22 protein-coding genes are annotated in these 22245 nt (G+C 31.5%); 5 read left to right on the top strand and 17 right to left on the bottom strand.

Going from position 1 to position 22245, the window contains the following annotated elements; all coding sequences use genetic code 11:
- Nucleotides 1–306 precede the first annotated feature (306 nt).
- The 6 genes from IEW41_RS12190 to rsfS form a co-directional block, all read right to left on the bottom strand.
- Complete coding sequence (locus IEW41_RS12190; RefSeq protein WP_188606653.1) at nt 307–573, bottom strand: acyl-CoA-binding protein; 267 nt, start codon at nt 571–573, stop codon at nt 307–309.
- Nucleotides 574–577: 4 nt separating this feature from the next.
- On the bottom strand, nt 578–1228 hold the full coding sequence (locus IEW41_RS12185) for a phosphatidylserine decarboxylase family protein (protein ID WP_188606652.1): 651 nt from the start codon (nt 1226–1228) through the stop codon (nt 578–580).
- Nucleotides 1218–2039 (bottom strand): phosphatidate cytidylyltransferase, encoded by an 822-nt coding sequence (locus IEW41_RS12180; RefSeq protein WP_188606651.1) that lies wholly within the window; start codon nt 2037–2039, stop codon nt 1218–1220. Before IEW41_RS12180 ends, IEW41_RS12185 begins: the two co-directional genes overlap by 11 nt.
- Nucleotides 2040–2130: 91 nt before the next feature.
- Nucleotides 2131–2736, bottom strand: a complete 606-nt coding sequence (locus IEW41_RS12175) for an LUD domain-containing protein (protein ID WP_188606650.1) — start codon at nt 2734–2736, stop codon at nt 2131–2133.
- A 104-nt stretch (nt 2737–2840) separates the two neighbouring features.
- On the bottom strand, nt 2841–4853 hold the full coding sequence (gene ftsH / locus IEW41_RS12170) for an ATP-dependent zinc metalloprotease FtsH (RefSeq protein WP_188606649.1): 2013 nt from the start codon (nt 4851–4853) through the stop codon (nt 2841–2843).
- A 10-nt stretch (nt 4854–4863) separates the two neighbouring features.
- On the bottom strand, nt 4864–5235 hold the full coding sequence (gene rsfS / locus IEW41_RS12165) for a ribosome silencing factor (RefSeq protein WP_188606648.1): 372 nt from the start codon (nt 5233–5235) through the stop codon (nt 4864–4866).
- Nucleotides 5236–5330: 95 nt separating this feature from the next.
- Between rsfS and IEW41_RS12160 the strand changes: the two genes are divergently transcribed.
- On the top strand, nt 5331–6062 hold the full coding sequence (locus tag IEW41_RS12160; RefSeq protein ID WP_188606647.1) for a biotin--[acetyl-CoA-carboxylase] ligase: 732 nt from the start codon (nt 5331–5333) through the stop codon (nt 6060–6062).
- On the opposite strand, the gene IEW41_RS12155 is transcribed toward IEW41_RS12160, so the two are convergent.
- Nucleotides 6059–6454 (bottom strand): SRPBCC family protein, encoded by a 396-nt coding sequence (locus IEW41_RS12155; protein WP_188606646.1) that lies wholly within the window; start codon nt 6452–6454, stop codon nt 6059–6061. The genes IEW41_RS12160 and IEW41_RS12155 overlap by 4 nt on opposite strands.
- Before the next feature lie 26 nt (nt 6455–6480).
- On the bottom strand, nt 6481–7125 hold the full coding sequence (gene pyrE, locus IEW41_RS12150) for an orotate phosphoribosyltransferase (protein ID WP_188606645.1): 645 nt from the start codon (nt 7123–7125) through the stop codon (nt 6481–6483).
- Between the two features lie 125 nt (nt 7126–7250).
- Between pyrE and IEW41_RS12145 the strand changes: the two genes are divergently transcribed.
- A complete protein-coding gene (locus IEW41_RS12145; protein ID WP_188606644.1) occupies nt 7251–7832 on the top strand; it encodes an NUDIX hydrolase in 582 nt (193 codons plus the stop codon).
- A 1-nt stretch (nt 7833) separates the two neighbouring features.
- Here IEW41_RS12145 and IEW41_RS12140 read toward each other — a convergent pair whose 3' ends face one another.
- Nucleotides 7834–9567, bottom strand: a complete 1734-nt coding sequence (locus IEW41_RS12140) for a M14 family metallopeptidase (RefSeq protein WP_188606643.1) — start codon at nt 9565–9567, stop codon at nt 7834–7836.
- 89 nt (nt 9568–9656) lie between these two features.
- Here IEW41_RS12140 and ctlX point away from each other — a divergent pair, with 89 nt between their 5' ends.
- Nucleotides 9657–10589 (top strand): citrulline utilization hydrolase CtlX, encoded by a 933-nt coding sequence (gene ctlX / locus IEW41_RS12135; protein ID WP_188606642.1) that lies wholly within the window; start codon nt 9657–9659, stop codon nt 10587–10589.
- On the opposite strand, the gene IEW41_RS12130 is transcribed toward ctlX, so the two are convergent.
- On the bottom strand, nt 10586–11209 hold the full coding sequence (locus IEW41_RS12130) for a chromophore lyase CpcT/CpeT (RefSeq protein ID WP_188606641.1): 624 nt from the start codon (nt 11207–11209) through the stop codon (nt 10586–10588). The two genes, ctlX and IEW41_RS12130, sit on opposite strands and share 4 nt — an antisense overlap.
- 34 nt (nt 11210–11243) lie before the next feature.
- Nucleotides 11244–13298 (bottom strand): ATP-binding protein, encoded by a 2055-nt coding sequence (locus tag IEW41_RS12125; protein ID WP_188606640.1) that lies wholly within the window; start codon nt 13296–13298, stop codon nt 11244–11246.
- Between the two features lie 401 nt (nt 13299–13699).
- Between IEW41_RS12125 and IEW41_RS12120 the strand changes: the two genes are divergently transcribed.
- Nucleotides 13700–13906 carry a hypothetical protein gene (locus tag IEW41_RS12120; RefSeq protein WP_188606639.1) on the top strand — a complete coding sequence of 69 codons (207 nt, stop codon included), beginning with the start codon at nt 13700–13702 and terminating at the stop codon, nt 13904–13906.
- 3 nt (nt 13907–13909) lie between these two features.
- Here IEW41_RS12120 and IEW41_RS12115 read toward each other — a convergent pair whose 3' ends face one another.
- Nucleotides 13910–15031 (bottom strand): glycoside hydrolase family 53 protein, encoded by a 1122-nt coding sequence (locus IEW41_RS12115; RefSeq protein ID WP_188606638.1) that lies wholly within the window; start codon nt 15029–15031, stop codon nt 13910–13912.
- A gap of 88 nt (nt 15032–15119) precedes the next feature.
- On the opposite strand from IEW41_RS12115, the gene argS reads away from it, so the two are divergent.
- Nucleotides 15120–16895 (top strand): arginine--tRNA ligase, encoded by a 1776-nt coding sequence (gene argS / locus IEW41_RS12110; protein WP_188606637.1) that lies wholly within the window; start codon nt 15120–15122, stop codon nt 16893–16895.
- Between the two features lie 154 nt (nt 16896–17049).
- On the opposite strand, the gene IEW41_RS12105 is transcribed toward argS, so the two are convergent.
- The 5 genes from IEW41_RS12105 to IEW41_RS12085 all read right to left on the bottom strand — a co-directional run bounded on the left by IEW41_RS12105 (nt 17050) and on the right by IEW41_RS12085 (nt 22191).
- Nucleotides 17050–17727, bottom strand: coding sequence for a hypothetical protein (locus IEW41_RS12105; RefSeq protein ID WP_188606636.1), 678 nt, complete (start codon nt 17725–17727; stop codon nt 17050–17052).
- Nucleotides 17728–17946: 219 nt separating this feature from the next.
- Nucleotides 17947–18402, bottom strand: a complete 456-nt coding sequence (locus IEW41_RS12100) for a hypothetical protein (RefSeq protein WP_188606635.1) — start codon at nt 18400–18402, stop codon at nt 17947–17949.
- A gap of 298 nt (nt 18403–18700) precedes the next feature.
- Nucleotides 18701–19648: a TerC/Alx family metal homeostasis membrane protein gene (locus tag IEW41_RS12095; RefSeq protein ID WP_188606634.1), complete on the bottom strand. Its 948-nt coding sequence runs from the start codon at nt 19646–19648 to the stop codon at nt 18701–18703.
- Between the two features lie 112 nt (nt 19649–19760).
- On the bottom strand, nt 19761–20327 hold the full coding sequence (locus tag IEW41_RS12090; RefSeq protein WP_188606633.1) for a hypothetical protein: 567 nt from the start codon (nt 20325–20327) through the stop codon (nt 19761–19763).
- A gap of 208 nt (nt 20328–20535) precedes the next feature.
- On the bottom strand, nt 20536–22191 hold the full coding sequence (locus IEW41_RS12085) for a serine hydrolase (RefSeq protein WP_188606632.1): 1656 nt from the start codon (nt 22189–22191) through the stop codon (nt 20536–20538).
- Nucleotides 22192–22245: the final 54 nt, after the last annotated feature.

Here is a 22245-nt window from a genome sequence, read left to right as displayed (position 1 = left end):
GTGTACTTACATAAAAAGAATCTATATAATCATTTGGGTTTTCGTTCTGTGAAAAAATGTCGTCGAGTAATAAAGTTATTGAAACAAACAAGAATAAAAGAACAATCACATGAAATATGATTAAAGCGATTTTTTTCTTTTCCGAGTTTGTCATTATAATGTTAGTTCTGGTTTTCCGGAGTAATTGTGTGTAATGCGACGATATGGATTGGTTTTAATTATCTATATCGATAGTTAAACGAAGTTAGCGTTTTAAAACGTAAAAAGAAATACGTAGTTCTACGTAATTTTGGTAAAAAAGAGGGTTTATTTTCGGTATAAAAAGTAGTTGTTTACCAAATCTATATAAATGCGTTTGGCTTCGTCTTGGCTCACATCTTTAACCTGAAAAAGGGCATTGGTTTTAAAAGCGTTAATTATAGGTTTACTACTACTTGGTCGTTCGTAGTTATTGGTCGCTTTTTTATAATAAGCATATAAGCGTAATAAAAAGTCGGCAGGAAAAGGTTCTTTAAAGTTGTTAATGCGTTCTACCGCATCTTCAAATTCTATGTTTAACTCTTCTTTTGTCATTATTTTACTTTTCGGCAATTACACTAACACCACCTTTTACTTTTTGGTTTAGTGTTACTTTAACTTTGGCATCTAAAGGTAAAAAAACATCTACTCTCGAACCAAATTTTATAAATCCAGAATCGCTTCCTTGTGCTACAACATCATCTGCTTTGGCATAATTTACTATACGTTTTGCTAATGCTCCAGCAATTTGTCGGTATAATACTTTACCAAAACTATTGTTTTCTACCACAACTGTTGTACGCTCATTCTCCTCACTAGCTTTTGGGTGCCAAGCCACTAAAAACTTACCAGGATGATATTTGCTAAAAGCAACTTTTCCGCCAATTGGATAGCGTGTAACGTGTACATTTATTGGCGACATAAATACAGATACTTGTATACGTTTGTCTTTAAAATATTCGTTTTCCTGTACTTCTTCAATAACAACAACCTTTCCATCAACTGGCGACAACACATGGTTATCATTAAGTTTGCCAATACGTTTTGGGTTTCTAAAAAACTGAAGTATCAATCCGAAGAATGCTAATGCTAAAAACATTAATGCAATACGTAACCAAGGTAGTGTTACTGTATAATCTATTGCGAAAATAATTGCAACTACTATAACCAAGGTTATAAAAATAATTTTTTGTCCTTCTTTATGAAACATACGGAAACAGTCTTAAAAATAAATAGAAAAATGGTGCTGTAAAAATAATACTATCTAACCTATCTAACAAACCTCCGTGTCCTGGCATAATTACACCACTATCTTTTACGCCAGCTTGTCGCTTAAATTTAGATTCGATTAAATCGCCAATTGTACCAAAAACAGATACTACAATGGCTAGTGCAAGCCAATGTGTAGAGTCTAAAGTCTCGGTAAATAAGGCAATAAAATAACTAGCAACACAGGCAAAAAATAAACCACCTAAAAAACCTTCAACAGTCTTTTTTGGCGATACACTTGGGAAGAGTTTTTGCTTTCCGAAGTTTTTACCTACTATATAAGCTCCTGTATCGTTTATCCAAACCAATATAAATGCACCTAATAATAACATAGGTGTAAATGTATTATCGTTGTTTGCGATAAGTATTAAAAACACAAATGAGCTTGATAGGTAGAATGTTGTAAGTATATAACGTTTTGAGCTAAACAACGGAATTGTTTTTTCTGAAAACAAGTCTTTTATTAAAAACAATTGTACAAATATGGTAATAACTTGTAATATTTTAATGGCTTCGCTAAATCCTGTATTTACAGCAGGAGTGAGGCACCAAATGCTAAACCCAAGATACATAACTAAAAAAATGATGTACGATATGTTGCCTTTTAGGTCGATTAGCTTTTTAAACTCTGCCATGCAAATAAGCCCAAAAACTAAAAACAATACTACTAATGCGTATTGCCAATAAATACATAATATAAGTAGTGAAATGTATAAAGCTCCAGAAATGGCTCGTGTACTAAGTTCTTTCATCTGCAGACTTTTATTGTTTTTTAATTGTCAGATGGAACATCTTAAAATTAGCTTTAGTGTTTTTCAAAATAGAAATAAGAATATGTTTCATCTATAAATCTTCTAGCAGCAGCAAATATAAGTTTTTTGAGCTACTTCCATAGGTTAGAAAATCTTTATCTTCTAAAGCTTTGAAGTGTTTTATAGTCGTAATATTCGTTGGAATTTTTTCTCTATTCTTGTTTTTTATGCCTCGTAATCCTTCGCCAATGTTTTCAACAAACTGACTTGTAGTTGCATAGATGATAAAATTTGGAGGAAGGTCTTTAAGTTTCTTTTCTGCAATTTGATTTGATGAGATTAATAACGATCCATCATCAGCAATTAAATATTCGCAAGTAGAAAGAAAATAAGTGCTTTCGGCAGTTTTTCTGGTCGCTTTAAGATTAAATTCTTTGAATAAATCTTTTAAGCGTTCGTCGAGTAGAAACACGTTTTTGTCTTCCCATTCGTTTTCATTAAGAATCTCTTTAAGAGTTTTTTTTATTTCGTCAATATTTTCGCAGTACAAAAACTTTCCACCATTGGCTTTGAAATTTATAGTAAATTTCTCGTCAATAGGAATTTTTATTTCAGGCATATACTTGCCTCTTTCTTCGCCTTTTATGTTTTCTCCAGATGTTTCTTTTTTACCGAAGATTTTACGAAATAGACTCATTTATGGGTTGCTATTAACCTGTTTCTTAAATTGATTCTACCAAATATAAAAAAACTTAAATTAACATTAGATTAATTTAAGTTTTTTATAAGGTTGTATAAGGTTTATTTTAATAAGTCGTCTTTAACTTCTTCTTCATCTTCAGCTTTAACTTCTTCAGTCTTAACGTCTTTAGTGTTGTTTTTTGGCATTTCAACTTCGTCATCTTTTCCGAAAGGGCGTTTACCAAAAATCTTCTCTAAATTGTCTTTAAAAATGACTTCTTTTTCTAGAAGTACTTCAGCTAATTTTGTCAGCTTATCTTTATTGTCTTCTAATATTTTTATAGCACGTTGGTATTGCTCTTCAATAATATCAGATATTTCTTTATCAATAAGTTCTGCAGTACGCTCACTATATGGTTTTGTAAATCCGTATTCGTTTTGTCCTGAAGAATCGTAATATGTAAGATTACCTACTTTATCACTTAAACCATAAATGGTTACCATGGCTCTTGCTTGTTTTGTTACTTTTTCTAGATCGCTTAAAGCACCTGTAGAAATTTTATTAAAGATAACTTTCTCAGCAGCTCTACCACCTAAAGCAGCACACATTTCGTCAAGCATTTGTTCAGATCTTACAATTAAACGCTCTTCTGGTAAATACCATGCAGCACCTAATGAACGACCACGAGGAACAATTGTAACTTTTACTAATGGAGCAGCATGCTCTAACATCCAGCTTATGGTTGCATGACCAGCTTCATGGAAAGCAACAGCACGTTTTTCATCTGGAGTAACAATTTTATTTTTCTTTTCTAATCCACCAATAATTCTATCAACAGCATCTAAAAAGTCTTGTTTATCAACAGCTTTTTTGCCATTTCTTGCAGCTATTAATGCAGCTTCATTACAAACATTGGCAATATCTGCTCCAGAAAACCCTGGAGTTTGACGTGATAAGAAATCAATATCTAAATCATCAGATTTTTTGATAGGTCTTAAATGGACTTCAAAAATCTCTTTACGCTCGTTAATATCTGGTAAGTCGACAAAAATTTGACGATCAAAACGACCAGCACGCATTAGCGCTTTATCTAATACATCTGCTCTGTTGGTTGCAGCCAATACAATAACATTTGTATTTGTACCAAAACCATCCATCTCAGTTAATAACTGGTTTAATGTGTTTTCACGCTCATCATTAGAACCAGAAAAATTATTTTTTCCTCTCGCTCTACCAATAGCATCAATTTCATCAATAAAAATTATGGCTGGAGATTTTTCTTTAGCTTGTTTAAATAAATCTCTAACACGAGAAGCTCCAACTCCAACAAACATCTCAACAAAATCTGAACCAGATAATGAGAAGAAAGGTACTTTAGCTTCACCAGCAACAGCTTTTGCTAATAGGGTTTTACCAGTTCCTGGAGGTCCTACAAGTAGTGCTCCTTTTGGTATTTTACCACCTAGTTTGGTGTATTTTTCTGGGTTTTTAAGGAAGTCTACAATTTCTTGTACTTCTTCTTTTGCTCCTTCTAAACCAGCAACATCTCTAAATGAAGTTTTAACATCAGTGTTTTCATCAAACAACTTTGCTTTCGATTTTCCGATATTAAAAATCTGTCCACCAGCTCCACCACCAGCTCCACCAGACATACGTCTCATGATGAAAATCCAGATACCAATAATAAGTACAAATGGAAGTAGCGACAATAAAAGTTCGCCCCAAGCATTACTTTCGGTAACGTATTTTACTTCAGTTTTTAGGCTGTTCTCATCTATAGTTTTTGTGATTTGCTCTTGAAACAATTGTAGGTCTCCAAACTCAAATACATAATTTGGTAACGGAGTTACAGTTGGAAATATACTAGAAGGTTTTGTGCCTTTATGAGTTTCACTTTTTTGAGCGTCATCAGTAAGATACACTTTAGCATCTCTTTTGTTTACAATCTCAATTTTTGCAACCTCACCTTTTTGTAAGTAGTTTATAAATTGTGCAGGTGTTGTTGTTTTAGCTTCATTACCAAAACCACCTGAAAAAAGTTGAATACCAAAAAATACGGCTATAATAATCCCGTAAATCCAATATGGATTCATTTTTGGTTTTTTGTTTATATTTTTAGTTTCTTTTGCCATTAATTTTTTTTTAGTAACTAGTTTCTATTTCTGTTGTTTTAGCATCTCCCCAAAGACTCTCAATATCGTAATATTGTCTGATGTGTTTTTGGAAAACGTGCACAACTACATTAACATAGTCCATTAACACCCATTCTGCATTTTCACTACCTTCAATATGCCATGGATGATCTTTGAGCTCTTTGCTCACCTTTTTTTGTATAGAATTGACTATAGCGTTTACTTGTGTGTTTGAAGTACCTTCACAAATAATGAAATAATCACAAACCGTATTTTCTAACTCTCTTAAATCTAGAATACTAATTTCTCTTCCTTTTACATCTTCAATACCACTTAATATCGTTGTTATTAATTGGTCTGCGTTATTATTGTCTTTCGCCATTAAATTGATTTAGTTTGTGCAAAGTTATTATTTTTTTAGTTCTTTTGAACTTTAAATAGTCTTAAGAATATTATAATTTTAATTAATTCTTGTATATGCGTATAATCAAACTTAATGCCATTGACTCTACCAACTCTTTTTTAAGGCAGATGAGTGCTGAAGAGGCAGTTAAAGATTATACAGTTGTGGTAACTAACTACCAAACAAATGGTCGTGGGCAAATGGGTACGCATTGGAACTCTGAAGACTCAAAAAACCTTATGTTTAGTGTGTTTAAAGATGTTTCGTTTGTTAATATTGACCAGCATTTTTATATAAGTATTACTGTTGCTTTGTCTATTTTGAAGGCTTTGCAGGAATTTAATATTAAGAAATTAAAGATAAAGTGGCCTAACGACATTTTGTCAGAGAATAAGAAAATAGCTGGTATATTAATTGAAAATGTCATAAAACAGAACCAATTGCAAGGGTCGATTATTGGAGTTGGCTTAAATGTTAACCAAACTGAATTTGAAAATTTACCTAATGCATCGTCTTTAAAACTTCTTTCTGGAGAGCATTTTAATTTAGATGAATTGTTACAAGTTATTTTAAAGCATCTTAAAATGAACTTTGAAATTTTAAAATCAGGGAATTTTCAAGCGCTTAAAGCTGATTATGAAGAGTTACTGTTTAGAAAAAATAAACCTTCAACATTTAAAAACGCTGAAGGTCATTTATTTTCTGGGTTTATAATAGGAGTTTCTAATTCGGGATGTCTTAAAGTGCAATTAGAAGACCAAATTATTAAAGAATTCGATTTAAAATCTATCTCCCTATTATATTAAACGTTTGCTGGAATATTAGTAGCTAAAGTTTCTATAAACTTGCTTATTGGGCCTTTTATCATCATTGCCATCATAGCGTTAAATTCGCCATCAAAAATTAACTGTACATCACTTTTGGTTTCGCTTACAGAAGTAATATGACCTGTTAAAGAAAAGTCTATTTTACCACCAGCTGCACCAAGTACAATTTTATTTGGAGCAACAGCTTCTTTCTTTTTTAATACTATTTCTGGCATTCCTTTTAATGCAAACACAAAAGTATCTTCACCTAAAACTTCAAATTTACTTGTGTTTTCAGGCATTAATTGTTCAAAATTTTTGACGTCTGATAAAAAATCAAATACGTCTTGTGATGATTTATCGATACTTACTTTTGGAGATTCTAAATTCATTTGTTTTATATTTTACAAGCGTTATATCAATTAGCGTTCCATTCACTCGGATTGGCATTCCAATCTGCTAAAACGTCTTGTTCTTTTGAGGTTATATAGTTGGTGTCTAGAGCTTGTTCTAATAAGCTTTCGTAATTACTTAGTGTATGTAAAGTTACATTTTCGTCTTTAAAATTGTTTGCAGCAACCTCAAAACCATATGAGAAAATGGCAACCATTCCTTTAACATTAACACCTTCTTCTTTTAATGCTTTTACGGCATTTAAGCTACTTTTTCCAGTGCTAATTAAGTCTTCAACAACTACTACATTCTGACCTTTTTCAATGTAACCTTCAATTTGGTTTTGTCGACCATGACTTTTAGCTTCTGGTCTTACATACACAAATGGTAAGCCTAAATATTCGGCTACTAAAATTCCAATTCCAATAGCTCCTGTAGCAACACCAGCAATAACATCTGGCTTACCATATTGCTTTTCAATATGTTTTGCCATTGTCTCTCTAATGTAGTTGCGTATAGGAGGATATGATAATACAATGCGATTATCGCAATATATTGGTGATTTCCAACCAGATGCCCAAGTAAATGGTTTGTTAGGTTGTAGTTTTATCGCATGAATTTGTAATAATAATTCAGCGGTTTTTTTAGCGGTTTGTTTGTGAAAAATCATGACGCAAAACTAAACAATTTTATAGATTTTAATTTCAAAAATTTACTTAAAATTAATTTTCAAATTTGGTGCTATGAAACAAAAAATGATATTTTTACCAATTCAATACTTTTATAAGCTATTAGATGTATAAAGTTTTTGTCAATGACAAGCCAATTATTTTAACCACTGAAGTTAGTAAAGAGACTAATTTTAAGAATTACCTTTTAAGTAAGGTTAATATTGGTAAAGTAATTAGAGATCTAAACTCTACTTCATTAGAAGAGGCAAGACTTATAGGTAAAACTGAAGACAAGCTTCTTAAAACCTTTCTTAAAAAATTGCCTAATGTTGTTGCTGGTGGCGGAAAAGTATTTAATAGCAAAGGAGAAATTTTATTTATTTATCGTAATGATAAATGGGACTTGCCTAAAGGTAAAATTGAAGGTAAAGAAAGCATTGAGCAAACTGCTTTGCGTGAAGTAGAGGAGGAAACCAATGTTAAAGGTTTAAAAATTACCAAGCCTTTAGAAACTACTTACCATATTTTTAAACGCAACGGAAAGCATAAAATAAAAATTACATATTGGTTTGAAATGACTTCTAATTATGAAGGTAAATTAGAGCCTCAAGTAAACGAAGGTATTACAAAAGTAGAGTGGTTAAACCCAATGCAAACGGTTGAAGCTATGGAAAACTCTTATGCTAATATTAAGATTTTAGTATAAATTACTTCACTCTATAAACAGGATATTGTAAATGTGCTTTTTCGTAATAAGCACTTTGTTGATGTATCCAATCTAGCTGTGCATACCAATTGTTTGCAAAAGCTTCCTCGCTTTGTTTTTTGGCTTCAAAAGCTGTTTTTAAATCTGTATTATTCTCAAGCAACTGAAGAGCCATATCTTCCCAAACATAAGGTGAAAATCCTTCTTTTTGTTGTAAAATAGTATCAAAAAAATTCCAGTTAAAAAACGAATCTGGTGCTTGCGGTTCTAGAGTTTCAAGTAAATATCTAAAAGCTGGCTGATTGGTTTTAATATAATAATCACCTTTATTAAAAGTGACTTCTTTTTGAGTTGAAATTACTTTTGTGCTGTAATGTTGATAATGACCTTCGTATGCCTGATTTCTAGTATTGTAGTTATCTATTTTATAGCTCTCAACAGTTAGTGTTGTATCGTTTTTAAACTGTGTCATTTCAACTTTGTTGAGTTTTAGCAAATCGATTACATTCCACCATCCTTGAGGAATAACATAAGCGCTAGGAATAGTTACTTCTAGAGTTGGTTTAAAATAATTCTTGTACACAACATCTTTAGTAAATGGTTTTGTTCTGTCGTATTTTAAACGTTGTGATCCAGTAACATCACTCGGCAACATTGTGCCTTCAAAGCCTTTAAATTTTAAGGTGCTTGTTCTGGTCGTATCAATTTGCCAATCTAAAGGATATGTGCCAGCATCTTGATAAGTTTTTAAAGCATTAGAACGCATGGTTTTAATTTTATCTGAATCTTTTTCTACGATTTCAATCATACTTTTCATTAACTCATAAGTACCTTCAACCCTTTGTTTATATGGTTTTAGCATATGTGTTTCTACCATCATGCCTAATGTGTTAAATAATGTGGTGTAACCTGTTGAGTATCTTGGTGAGTCCATAAACTGGCTAAACCCATCTTCAGGAACGCTATTAAAAACATTCACATAAGGTGTGATATCCCATTGTTTTGTAACTAGCTTTTGTTCTAAATTTGGCATCATTTCGGTGTGCAGATACTGTCCTAAATCGCCACCAAGTTTGTTGTGTTGCGTAAACAAATGTGTTAACGTGTATTGGTAGTCTGCACCATTGCTTACATGATTATCAATAAACACATCTGGTTGTACTAAATGAAAAATTTGTGCAAATGTGCGAGCATTTTTAGTATCGCTTTTTATAAAATCTCTGTTGAGGTCATAATTTCGAGCGTTCCCTCTAAAACCATATTCTTTAGGTCCATTTTGGTTGGTTCTGGTTGTAGAGTTTCGGTTTAAGCTACCTCCAATATTATAAATTGGTATCGCAACTAATACAGTATGTTTTGGTGCTTCAATTTTGCCTTGAGCAATATCTCTAAATAGCATCATAGTAGCATCAATACCATCTGATTCTCCTGGATGAATGCCATTGTTTACTAGTAAAATACGTTTGTTTTTTCTGATGGTTTCAAAATTAAATTCAGCATCAGGATTTAGTGTAACTATATGTAAAGGTCTACCTGAATCGGTTTCACCTATAGAATCGATTGAAATTTGAGGATATGCTTCAGCTAAATTTTTATAATAAGTTATACTTTCCTGGTAAGTTGCTGTTTCGGTTCCATTGCTTTTTTCAAAAGCAGTTGTAAAGTCGAAATTAGTATTTTCCTTTTTTGAGTTGCATGAAGTGATTAAAACCAGCAGGATTACTATTTTTTTCATTTTGATTGATTTTTTGTTCAAAAACTTGAGATGAATATGAATCAAACTTAATCAATTTAAACTAATTTTGCATCACAATACTTTAAGTCATGAAACAAACAACTAACACTATATTAATGATTCGTCCAGTAAGTTTTAGGATGAACGAAGAAACTGCTGTAAACAACTATTTTCAGGAAGATTTAGATATTAAAAACACTGAAATTAATGCAAAAGCTCAAGCTGAGTTTGATGCGTTTGTTGAAAAACTAAGAGCAGTTGGTGTTAATGTAATTGTTGAAAATGATGATAAATTAATGGATACTCCAGATTCTATTTTCCCAAATAACTGGGTGAGTTTTCATGAAAATGGTGATATAGCATTGTATCCAATGTTTGCAGAAAACAGACGTAGAGAGCGACGTGAAGAAGTGTTTATGCGATTAGAAAAAGAAGGTTTTTTAATCGAAAACATTGTTGATTACACAAGTGCTGAAGACGATGGTATTTTTCTTGAAGGTACAGGAAGTTTGTTGTTAGATCGTAAAAATGGTAAAGCTTATTGCGCATTATCACCAAGAGCTGATGAAGAATTGTTTATAGAGTTTTGTGAAGATTTTGATTATTTTCCAGTAGTATTTACAGCTAATCAAACCGTTGATGGAAAGCGATTGGCTATTTATCATACTAATGTTATGATGTGTCTTGCTGAAAATTTTGCTGTGATTTGTGCAGATAGTATTGATGATAAAAAAGAGCGTAAAAATGTATTGCAACATTTAAAAGATGATGGAAAGGAAATCATTACTATTACTGAAGCACAAATGCATCAGTTTGCTGGAAATATGTTACAAGTAAGAGGTAATGATGATAAGCGATATCTTGTTATGAGTAAAGCAGCACATGATAGTTTAACTAAAGCTCAAATTGCTCAAATAGAAAAGCATTGTGAGATTTTATCAAGCTCATTAGAAACTATTGAAACATGTGGTGGAGGTAGTGCTCGTTGTATGATGGCTGAGGTGTTTTTACCTAAAGCCTAATCTAGCTTGTTAAAAATATAACCTCCTTTTTCGGCTCCCCAAACATGGTTGCCTTCGGAATCAAAACCTCTATCCCAAGATATGATTTTGTCTTCTAAAATTTCAACTTCACTTGTGGCATATGATGCACCTCTTAATGAGCTTTCACATGAGGTTTTTCCTGTTTTTCCAGCAAAATAGTTAGGCTCAATACGTTTTAGTAATACTTCGCAACCATCTTTTAGAGTAATATCTTTTAATGATATAGAATCAAAAGCAGATGGTGTTTTCCATTTTCCTACCCAAAGTGAATCTATAGCAAGTGTGTAAACAGCAGATTTAAAAGTGCTGTCATTTAATCTTGTTACTTCATAAATACGTTGTCTGTATGGTTTGTCTTGTGTACTATTTAAGGCTTGCTCAACATACAAAAAATTGCCCTTATCTTTCCAGATAGGATACATGTGAAGTGAAATATTAAAGTATGTAGAATCGACTTGCGATTGTATTTCAGAATCATAAGAACCTTGCATAATAGCAAAAAGTTCATTCAATTCGTTATCAACCTCTGATTTGCTTTCAGATTTTTTACAATTTAGTGATAAAAGTAAAATAGATAAGATTAAAAGATAGCGAGTCATAGCATTTGTTTTGTGTAAAAGTACACAAAATACTTTACTCAGAAATTTTAGATTTAGGTAGCTCAATGAAGAATTTAGAACCAACATTTTGAGTGCTTTCAACCCAAATTCTGCCTTTATTAAGCTCAACTAATTCTTTGCAAATAGTTAATCCTAAGCCAGTACCTTTTTCATTTTTGGTACCAATAGTAGTGAAGTTATTATTTTTAAACAGCTTACTTAAATTTTCTTTAGAAATACCAACACCTGTATCTTCAACACAAATTAAAGCATTACCATTTTGGCTTCTGTTAGATATTGTAATGATATCTCCAACTCTGCTAAATTTAACAGCATTAGTAATAAGATTTTGAATTACAATTTCAATCATGCTTTTATCTGCGTATACAAAATCGCGCTGAGATTCGTCAATAACAACAATTCGTTTTTGCTCAACTTTTTGCTCAACCAAACTTATCTTGTTATGAAACACCTCTTGAATATTAAACATCTCAGGACTTGGTTCTAAGTTTTGCATTTGCGATTTAGACCAGTTTAATAAATTGTATAAAAGCAAAGATGCATTATTCGCATTTTCGCTTAGTTCAGGAATAAGTTCATTAAACTCTTCTTTAGAAATACTATCTTCTTTAAGTAAATCTAAAAAGCCTTTTATTGAAGAAATAGAATCTTTTAAATCGTGAGACACAATTGAAAACAATCGGTCTTTTACTTTATTAATTTCTTCAAGATGATGAGTTTGCTCTAAAATTGCTTCGTTCTGAATTTGAATTTGCTCATTCTTTTCTTCTAGCTCTTGTGTGTACCTTAAAGTGTTTTTTCTCTTTAAATAAATAAGAAGTAAAATGGTTAGTACAGTAATAAAAGCAGCAACCAATATATAAGAGATTGCTTTGAGTTTTTTAACCTGGTTTTCGTTTTCTATATTTTTTTCGAGTGAAGAAATATCATCAAAATCATCAATACTTGAAGACATCCCTTCTTTTATAGAGTCTGTATTTACAGGGATTTTGGGTAAATCTTGAGACTCTAATTCTTCTTTTAAACTAAAATACTGCCTTTGCCAATTATATGCACTTTGAAAATTGTTATTAGTGGAATCAATTTTCATTAAAAGCCTGTAGTTTTTTAAAACTTCAATTTTATCAGTAGTCCCTTTGGCATAATTATAAGCTTCAGCTATATGCATTTGGGCAACCTTTAAGTTGCCTTGTTCTAAGTTAAGTTGTCCAATAGAGTTTAAAGTTCTTAGCATTCCATCTTTATTATTAATAGAACGGTTGTATTGTAAGCCTTCTGCTAAATACTTATTAGCATTGTCGTAGTCTTTAAACTGTAAGTACTCATTACCAATTCGAGGAAGTATTTCGCCTCGTAATGCTTGGTCTTGTTTTGGGTTGAGCATTCGCAATACATTCTCGTAATATTCAATAGCTTTTCTATGTTCTTTACGCATAGAGTAAAGCATAGCAATATTTTTGGTCGAACTTTTTATGCCTAAACTATCGCGTAGTTGCTCTCTAACATTTAATGCTTTTACATTAAACTCTAAAGCTTTATCTATTTGGTGTGTATTAAAATAAGCTTCAGCTAAATTGTTGTAAGCAGAACTTAAGTCTTCACGAAGATGTCTGTTTTCAAAAACCTTAATTGCAGATAACGAGTTTTCTAAACCAGACACATAGTTACCACGTTTAATTTCAATAATACCAATGTTGTTGTTTATTTTGGCAATACCAAGAGTATCGTTTATTTGCTTATAAAGTCTTTTAGATTTATTGTAATTATCTATGGCATTAAAATAATCGTTTTTTGAAGCATAAATAAGAGCCTTGTAGTAATTGGCTTCCGCATTCCCTTTTGTATAATTCAACGATTTAGATAAACGTTCAGTCTCATCAATATACATTAATGCTTTTTTATAGTCGTTAGCCTTGTAAAGCGCTCTAATAAGGTGCATTGAGGTTTCTACCTTAGAAACATCTTGCTTTTGATACGCTAGTTGTAAGGATAGGCTATCTATCTCATTTGTTTGTGAAAAACAAAAAAGGGCAGAAAAAAAAGCAGCTAATGTAATTAACTGTTTCATCTGTTGAGACTAGTTTTAATAATTGCAATGTTGTTTTGCAGCGAACTTGCCTTGAGGGAGAGGATAAGTAAGAACACAAAATACAAAAACAATCCCGTTAAAGGTTGAATATTATGTATCATCAATATTTGGGACTTTGATTAATAGCTAATATCAAAAATGGCTAAAAGGAGCAGAAAAATCTAATTTTTAGGTTTTAATGCTAATAAATTAGATGAAGTGGTGTATTATTTTTTTCTAAAAAAAGAAGTATCGATGAAAGGCAAAAAACATAGGAAAACTACACGTTTGTCGACGAAATGCACGTTGTGATTTTATTAAATTTTAACAATCTGCAAATCAAGTAGTTAAATGTTAAATTAAAATTTGCTATCTTAACAATACAATTAAAAATTTAAGATATGAACAAAGCCATTAAATTAATATTGTTAATCGTCGGATTAGGATTATTAGGATACGGAATTTATAAATTAATAATTCCAGAAACATCTGTTGACATTGGTATTGCCGAATTTGAAGGTCAAGACAATAAAGATGCCTATATTACTATAGGTTTAGGGCTTGTAGCTGTTGTTTTAAGTTTTCTAGGAGGAAAGAAGTCTGCCTAATTTTTAATTAGCTCTAAACACATCAAAAACAGGAAGTGCTTTGTGATTAAAATCGAACATGCATTGATTTTCCCACGAACTACCATTTGTTGATGTAGCTTCATTACCTGTAAAGGCTACCCAATCTGGAGCCCAATAACAAAATCCAATACCATGGTTATTTGGTATGTTTTTAATAGCTGTAACTAGCCATTCAAAATAGGCTTTTTGGCCTTCTGGAGTTGCAGGAAACTCACTTAAAATTTGATCGTTGCTGCCAATATAATTTGTATTGTTATCATCCCATTGTAAAGTAAAAGGATATGCAACTTCTACCATTAAAATATCTTTATTCAAAGTGGTTGCTAACTCATTAATTTTTGACTGAACCAAACTAAGATTACGAATTTGAAATTGCGGATAATATGACAATCCAATAATATCAAAATCAAGATTGTAAACTGCTAACTCATTAAAAAAGTAAATAGCGTTCTCTACGCTAGAATGATGCAGCATAATCCTCACAGAATTTGCATTATCAACTTCTCGTATGGCTCTTACTGCCTCGTTTACCAAAGCAGCATAATTTACCCAATTGTTAGAAAATTCGTTCCAAACTTTGCCATAATTCCATAAAAAACCGCTGTCAGTTTCATTTCCAATTTGAATAATTTTTGGCATTGTGTTCTGGTTTTTTAATTGCTGAACAACATCTTTGGTATAATTGTAAACGGCATTTCTTAGCTGAGTATTGGTCATACTTTGCCAGGCAACAGGAGGTGTTTGCGTTCCTGGATCTGCCCAATAATCACTATAATGAAAATCGAGTAAAAAATCCATGTTATTGCTTTTTACGCGTTGTGCGTATGCTTTTACATCAGCAAGACTATTTTGTCCATCTTGTGGAGTGTGCCATAATTTTAAACGTACTAGATTAGTGCCATTGTTAGCAACATAATTTAGCAAATCAATAGTATTTCCGTTAGCATCTTTATAAGTAACATTATAGTCTTCCAACTCACTTTGAAACGATAAATCCATACCTTTATAAAAGGTAGTTTCTGGCTGTTGAACAACGTTTTCATTAGAGTTACTACAGTTAAAAACTACAGCAGAAAGTAAAATAAGTAAAATGCGATTCCTCATAGGGACTAAGATATATATTTCATTACAAAATCTGTTACTTACTTGTTTTAAAAATTCTATCTTTGCCAACTTATAATACAAAGCAAAAATGAACCTTCAGGACACACTATCCAATTATGTAAAAGAAGCAGTAAAAACTGTTTATAATGCCGAATTAGAATCTGTAGAATTTCAGGCAACTCGTAAAGAGTTTGCAGGAGATATTACTGTAGTTGTGTTTCCAATGTTGCGAGTTGTAAAAGGTAACCCTCAGCAAATAGGAGAAACGATTGGTGAGTATTTAGTTGAAAAGGTTGAAGAAGTTAAAGCTTTTAATGTTGTAAAAGGGTTTTTGAATATCGAGATTAACGATGCATATTATATTAACTTTTTCAATTCAATAGCTAACAATACAACTTTTGGTTTTAAGTCTCCTAAAGCTGGTGAAAAAGCTGTAATGGTTGAGTATTCGTCACCAAACACAAACAAACCTTTGCATTTAGGTCATGTGCGAAACAACTTATTAGGTTATAGCGTTGCTGAGATTATTAAAGCTTCAGGTAAAAAAGTTTACAAAACCCAAATTATAAACGATAGAGGGATTCATATTTGTAAAAGTATGTTGGCGTGGAAGTATTTTGGGAATGGTGAAACTCCAGAAAGCACAGGCTTAAAAGGCGATAAGCTTGTTGGTAATTACTACGTAAAATTTGACCAAGAATATAAAAAGCAAATACAAGATTTAGTTGCTAAAGGTATATCTGAAGAAGATGCTAAAAAGCAAGCTCCTATATTGTTAGAAGCGCAACAAATGCTATTACAATGGGAGGCAGGCGATAAAGAGGTTGTTGCTTTATGGGAAAAAATGAACGGTTGGGTTTACGACGGATTTAATACAACTTACAAAAACCTAGGTGTCGATTTCGATAAACTATATTATGAAAGTGAAACCTATTTGTTAGGTAAAGAATTTGTAGCTGAAGGATTAAAATCTGGAGTGTTTATAAAAAAAGAAGATGGTTCAGTTTGGTGTGATTTAACCGATGATGGACTAGACGAAAAAATAGTATTACGTAGTGATGGTACAGCAGTATACATGACTCAAGATATTGGTACAGCTATTCAACGTGTAAAAGATTATCCAGATGTTGGAGGAATGGTGTACACAGTAGGTAATGAGCAAGATTACCATTTTAAAGTCTTGTTTTTAATTATTAAAAAATTAGGATTCGATTGGGCTAAAAACCTGTTTCATTTAAGTTACGGAATGGTAGATTTACCTTCTGGGAAAATGAAGAGTAGAGAAGGAACTGTTGTTGATGCTGACGATTTAATTCATGAAATGGCTTCTACAGCTGGAGAAATATCTGAAGAGCTTGGAAAATTAGAAGGTTACACTGAAGCTGAAAAGCAAGAACTTTATAAAACTATTGGTCTAGGAGCTTTAAAGTATTACATCTTAAAAGTAGATCCTAAAAAACGAATTTTGTTCGATCCTAAAGAATCTATCGATTTTCAAGGAAATACAGGACCTTTTATACAATATACATATGCTAGAATCCAGTCTATTTTGCGAAAAGCAGAAGTAGATATGACTGCTAAAGTTGAGGTTACATTACACGACAAAGAGAAAGAGCTTATAAAGCAAATACAGTTATTTCCTGAAGTGATACAAAATGCAGCAGATAATCATAGTCCTGCACTTGTGGCTAATTATACTTACGATTTGGTAAAGGAGTTTAACTCATTTTATCAAAATGTATCTATACTTGGAGCTGATAACAACAACGAAAAAACGTTTAGAGTGCAATTATCGTTTACTGTTGCCAACCTTATTAAAAATGCATTTAGCTTGTTAGGTATTAATGTGCCTGAAAGAATGTAGGTTTTTGATTTTCGTTTAACGTGTTTGTGTATGGTTAGTTGGGTTGGTTAGCACTTAACTTTGCAAGTACACACTTAACTGAAAATCCGCGAGGATTTTTCAGAAGTAGGCGAAAACAAGCGATTGCTTATAGCCATTGTTGTAAGTAGTTATTTTATTCAGTTAATAATTTTCCGATTTCAAATATCTCGGCATAGCGTGACGAAAGTCCAAAAACTAAAATGCTCTTTTCGTCTATTATTCCATTAATTTCAAAGAGCATTTCCTTGTATTTTGAGTTTTCTAAATATTCCTTTCCTCGATAAGCTTCAAATCTTTGTAAATCACTCATATAGAAGGCAGGAACTGTATCGATGACAATTGTACTGTCCATTTTTCTTCCATTAAAATATATGTCTCCATGCAAGTTTGGTGAAAGAGTAGTGTTAGAAATCGTGTCGTTCCGATGTCCAATGTAAATTTTAAATTCAGTTGGAATTACACTTTCCCAACCACCAGTTATTTTTCCGCTAATTTGAAATTTCTTACTTTTTTTGTCAACTTCTATGCTGTTTGGAACGATTATCAATCCGTTTCTTTTTGGTTCTGATGAAGTATATATAATCGAGTCCGTTTTTGGGTCAACAAGTTCAGTTTGAATATCCGATTTTGTATAATCTCTGAAACAAGGAATTCCGCTGAAAACACTGTCTAGCCAACCAAAGGTAAATCGGTTTTCATCAACTTTCAATTTCAACAATTCGTTGTATTCAACAGTCTGCAGATTGTCTTGAGCATTAGCTAATCCAACTGCGAATAATGAAATTAAAATTATGTTCCAGATGTTTCTCATAATTGCTTACAATGAGTTTGTGTATGATTTGTTGCGGAATTCAGCCAAGCGCTTTTGCGTTTGGATGAGCCGTTTACAGCGAAAATTCCGCTGGAGAAAAAGCGCGACAGCTGAGCGGTCGTGATTTTTCAATTATTTTATTTAGTTTTAAAAATAATTTTTTTTCTTCTGCTTAACTAACAGTAGTAATTAATTATACATGGTGTTGTACACTGGTTTTTACATTTCTGATTTAACAAAGTATGTGTTATATTTTTTATTAGTCCAAAAACCATCAACTCTCCTTAAATCTAATCTTCCGATACTATCAAATCGGTAAAGCTTGTTATTTTTCCAGAACAGTTTTTCTGGGACTTTTTTTCTATTTTGTCCACCACTTGAAAGTATTGATGAGATATTATCAATTAATTCAATTCTATCGATTTTAGTATCATCAGATAATACTAATGAATCTCGAATTATTTTGTTGTTTAAATCCCTTATAGTTAAAGTATCCATCACAAGATTAGTCTCAAAATAAATAGTATCACTTTTTACATTCCATTTTCCGATTGACCAACTTGAAATAAGATCAAATGCGTAATTAAATTTAAAAGTTGAATCAGCATTTAATTCAATTCTATCTCCGAAATAGTCGTTATATGTACCTATAATCTTAGATTCTTTATGAATCATTTTCTTATTTGTCGAGCAAGACATAAAAAACGATAAAATCAGAAAGTATGTGTAGAGATTTTTAGATAAATTCATTTTGAACTAATATTTTCAAGTAAAATAGAAAATCAAATCTAATTATATGAGTTAGAATTAGTAAATAAATTGATTCAATGAGTGAAGCTATAGATTTTACTTGTTTCCGAAACTTGTGTAAAACAAACATGATATGAATCTGTTTTAATGATTTATATCAGAAGTTAAACGAAGTTAGTTTTAAAAATTGAAATAATCAATACGTAGTTCTACGTAAATTATATTATTCTTTTTTATGTTTTTCGGCGTCTTTATTAAAATTTAAAGACACATAAACACCAATAATAAGTGACATTGCAATAAAAAGTAACGAGAACCATTCAGGTATATCTACAAAACCTGCTGTCATTAATTTAAGCGATACAAAAATTAAAATAGAGAACACACTGTACTTTAAATACACAAATTTTTCGAGCATGTTTGCCAAGAAAAAGTATAGTGAACGCAATCCCATTATGGCAAAAATATTAGAGCTATATACAATAAATGGGTCTGTGGTTATGGCAAAAATTGCTGGAATACTATCTAAAGCAAATAACAAATCGGTAAACTCTATAGCAACAAGTGCAGCAAACAAAGTTGTAAATACACGTTTACCATTTACTTTGGTTACAAATTTTCCCCCATCCATACTGTTGCTAAACCTAAACAGTTTCATAATGCCTTTAGGTTCATGCACTTCTTCATGTTCGGCTTCTTTTTTTAGCATTTTAAAAGCAGTGTACAATAAGAACAATCCAAAAATAATACTCATACCATGAATTTTATGAATGAGCACTAAACCAATACTTATTAAAATAGCTCTAAAAATTATAGCGCCAAGTATGCCTAGAAAAAGGAGTTTATGTTGGTATTGACTTGGAATTTTGTATCCTGTAAATATTATAGCAATAACAAAAAGGTTGTCGACGCTCAATGATAACTCAATAATATAACCTGTTAGATATTTTACAACAGCATCTGAAGCAGATAAGTTGTTTACATTATCTATCATATTGGTGTTATAAAACCAATACACCGCAAAAGTGAAAAGCAATGCATTAGAAGCAAAGAAAATGGTTTCGAAAATGGCTTTTCTTACTGTAGTTACTTTGTCTTTTTTATGGAGTACAAAAAAATCGAATAGTAACAAGAACAGAGCATACGATATTAAAATAATCCAAGGCGTCATAGTAGTAATTTGGTTTATAATATTGTAAACGAATTTCGACTATTTTTTGATATGTCAAATAAAAAACCACCTTATTTTTTAAGGTGGTTTAACAATATATTTTTTTAATACATTATTGCTTTTTTACTTCTATAACTACAACACCTAATTTTTTATTGAGTCCCATAATTGGTGTAGCAATTTTAAAAGATGTAGAGTCGCTTTTTGTAAGCTGATCGTTGGTTTTAAAAAAATCGGAAGTAGCTATTAATCCTTCTTCTTTTTTATTTGTTGACAATTCAATTGTCGAATTATCAGAATTTATATATTGTAATTTCTCTATTTGTGGTGATTTTATAAAGTCGTAAAAAAACAATTCTACTTGCTCTTTGTTTTGGCGTTGTAACTCACTACGTACAGCCCAAGAAAATGTTTTTGCAGTAAGCTCCATTCTTGCAATATTAAGGCTGTCAAGTTTTAATTCATATTTTTTAGTGATTTCAGTTTTTTGCTGATTAAAATCACTTTTTAAACTACTTATTTGAATTCGACTCCAAATAAATACTACAATAACCAAAAGCAATAAAATTACCTTTACAATGTGTTTTAATAAAAAGTCTTTAACAACTTTTAGTTTACTTGTTTTTTGTTCTGGAGTAGTATCTTCAGAGTTGTCTTTTTTTGAGACTTTAGATGCCATAATTATAATGAATTAATTGTTTTGTAAAACAGTGTATAACTATATAACACAAGTTTTAATCTAAAGTCACAATTAAATCATCTTGTTTTACCATCTAGCTTTATTTGAGCCTAAAACAATTATTTTCACAAAACTTAATTTTTAACTATTACCAACAAAAAACCACCTCATTGAGAAGTGGTTTTTTTTAATGCTTTTTTATTAAATGCTATTCTATTTTTTTAGCAGGCATTTGTCGTCCGCCTTGGTTTAGTGTAACACCAGTTACTTTGCCTTCAGTATTTCTATTAAAAACAAGTTGTGCCACAACTACTTTAAGGAAAAATGTATCTGCTTTTTCGGCAAATATTTCAAATTGTGGTTGTCCTGTTAACTGTACAAAAATTTGATTTTCTTTTGTAGTCACATCCATAACCATACCTGGAGCTAATTCGTATTTACCAGTATATTGAGATAAAACTTCTGGTGATAAAGTAATAGTCTCTTTTTCTACAGGAGGCGCTTTATCAATCTCGTTACCAATTATTGAAGTGCCATTATTAGTAAATTTGGCTTGTTTTTTACCATTGCTTTCAGAGAACTCGTAAGATGTATTGCCTCCATCAAAAATAAAATTAGTTTTACTCATTGGATAGATTTCCAATTTTGTACTTCCTTCTCTTTGGCTAAATAGTTGTCCGTTTTCAAAAGTAACATACCTAACAACATTACCTTCAAATTGATATGTTCCTACCCATTTTTTAGCGTCGGTTTCAGATAGTTTAATAGCATCTTTTTTATTTGGAAAAGGCTTGCCAATTGCCATGGCAGCAATTGCAGTTATAACTCCTGTAATGTTTTTACAATCGCAATTGGTTAATCCAGATACAAAAATCTTTTCTTGAGGAAAATAAATTCCCATTGTAGTATATCCAAAAATACCTCCTCCATGTTGAATACTGGTTGAGCCATTTATATTTTCTTCTCCTAAACCATATCCATAAGTTATGTGTTCGCCATTGTTTAAAGTAGAGCCATGTATAGCTTTTTCATAACTCGCTTTTTTAATAAGAGTGTAGTTATTTAATGCGTTTTGCCAAGTTAACAAATCGGAAGTAGTAGACATAAGAGATCCTGCTGCATAAGGTAAGGTTAGACTTAAATACTCAGCATTTTGGTATCCGTTTTCGCTTTCGGAATATCCTGAAGCTCTATTTGGAACTATGTTTGTCATACTTCCATAAGAAGAAGACGTCATTCCTAAGGTATCAAAAATGTGCTTTTGAATAAAATCGGCATAGGTTTCGCCAGAAACTACTTCAATAATATAACCTAATAATATATAGCCAGAGTTATTGTACAAAAATTGCTCACCTGGATCAAAATCCATAGGTTCATTTTTAAAAACATCAATAAGTTCTTTTGGAGACATATCTGTTCTGGCATTTTTCATAAAACTAGCCATACTAGTATAACTTTTAATACCAGAAGTGTGATTTAGTAACTGATGAATGGTAATTTTTTTTCCTTGAGTTGGATAATCAGGAATGTATTTGGTTATGTCGTCTTCAACTTTTAGTTTGCCTTGTTCTTCTAGCATTAATATAGCAACAGCAGTAAACTGCTTGGTTATAGAGCCAATTTCAAAAACATTTGTTGTAGCCATTGGAACGTTAAGCTCTAAATTTGCCATTCCGAAGGCTTTTTGGTAAATAGGTTTTCCATCTTTTGCAATTAAAAAGGAAACACCTGGCTCGTTGGCTTTGTATTCGGCTTTTAAGTATTCATCTATTTGTTGCTCTAAAGTTTGTGCAATTGCAGTAGAAAAACAGAAAAGTGTAAGACACGCTAAGCATAAAATTTTTGTTGATTGTAATAGTTTCATTGTGATTGATTTTTGATTGATTGAATTTACGATTTTTTTATGTGACGATAAAAG

The sequence above is a fragment of the Aquaticitalea lipolytica genome (assembly GCF_014641635.1).
Taxonomy (GTDB): Bacteria; Bacteroidota; Bacteroidia; order Flavobacteriales; family Flavobacteriaceae; genus Aquaticitalea; species Aquaticitalea lipolytica.
The sequence above is the reverse complement of the archived record's forward strand: the minus strand, read 5'-3'. Positions and strand labels throughout refer to the sequence as shown.

Coding starts and splice junctions, on each gene's coding strand:
- IEW41_RS12190 (WP_188606653.1), bottom strand. CDS start 573: ATGACAAAAGAAGAGTTAAACATAGAATTTGAAGATGCGGTAGAACGC.
- IEW41_RS12185 (WP_188606652.1), bottom strand. CDS start 1,228: ATGTTTCATAAAGAAGGACAAAAAATTATTTTTATAACCTTGGTTATA.
- IEW41_RS12180 (WP_188606651.1), bottom strand. CDS start 2,039: ATGAAAGAACTTAGTACACGAGCCATTTCTGGAGCTTTATACATTTCA.
- IEW41_RS12175 (WP_188606650.1), bottom strand. CDS start 2,736: ATGAGTCTATTTCGTAAAATCTTCGGTAAAAAAGAAACATCTGGAGAA.
- ftsH (WP_188606649.1), bottom strand. CDS start 4,853: ATGGCAAAAGAAACTAAAAATATAAACAAAAAACCAAAAATGAATCCA.
- rsfS (WP_188606648.1), bottom strand. CDS start 5,235: ATGGCGAAAGACAATAATAACGCAGACCAATTAATAACAACGATATTA.
- IEW41_RS12160 (WP_188606647.1), top strand. CDS start 5,331: ATGCGTATAATCAAACTTAATGCCATTGACTCTACCAACTCTTTTTTA.
- IEW41_RS12155 (WP_188606646.1), bottom strand. CDS start 6,454: ATGAATTTAGAATCTCCAAAAGTAAGTATCGATAAATCATCACAAGAC.
- pyrE (WP_188606645.1), bottom strand. CDS start 7,125: ATGATTTTTCACAAACAAACCGCTAAAAAAACCGCTGAATTATTATTA.
- IEW41_RS12145 (WP_188606644.1), top strand. CDS start 7,251: ATGTATAAAGTTTTTGTCAATGACAAGCCAATTATTTTAACCACTGAA.
- IEW41_RS12140 (WP_188606643.1), bottom strand. CDS start 9,567: ATGAAAAAAATAGTAATCCTGCTGGTTTTAATCACTTCATGCAACTCA.
- ctlX (WP_188606642.1), top strand. CDS start 9,657: ATGAAACAAACAACTAACACTATATTAATGATTCGTCCAGTAAGTTTT.
- IEW41_RS12130 (WP_188606641.1), bottom strand. CDS start 11,209: ATGACTCGCTATCTTTTAATCTTATCTATTTTACTTTTATCACTAAAT.
- IEW41_RS12125 (WP_188606640.1), bottom strand. CDS start 13,298: ATGAAACAGTTAATTACATTAGCTGCTTTTTTTTCTGCCCTTTTTTGT.
- IEW41_RS12120 (WP_188606639.1), top strand. CDS start 13,700: ATGAACAAAGCCATTAAATTAATATTGTTAATCGTCGGATTAGGATTA.
- IEW41_RS12115 (WP_188606638.1), bottom strand. CDS start 15,031: ATGAGGAATCGCATTTTACTTATTTTACTTTCTGCTGTAGTTTTTAAC.
- argS (WP_188606637.1), top strand. CDS start 15,120: ATGAACCTTCAGGACACACTATCCAATTATGTAAAAGAAGCAGTAAAA.
- IEW41_RS12105 (WP_188606636.1), bottom strand. CDS start 17,727: ATGAGAAACATCTGGAACATAATTTTAATTTCATTATTCGCAGTTGGA.
- IEW41_RS12100 (WP_188606635.1), bottom strand. CDS start 18,402: ATGATTCATAAAGAATCTAAGATTATAGGTACATATAACGACTATTTC.
- IEW41_RS12095 (WP_188606634.1), bottom strand. CDS start 19,648: ATGACGCCTTGGATTATTTTAATATCGTATGCTCTGTTCTTGTTACTA.
- IEW41_RS12090 (WP_188606633.1), bottom strand. CDS start 20,327: ATGGCATCTAAAGTCTCAAAAAAAGACAACTCTGAAGATACTACTCCA.
- IEW41_RS12085 (WP_188606632.1), bottom strand. CDS start 22,191: ATGAAACTATTACAATCAACAAAAATTTTATGCTTAGCGTGTCTTACA.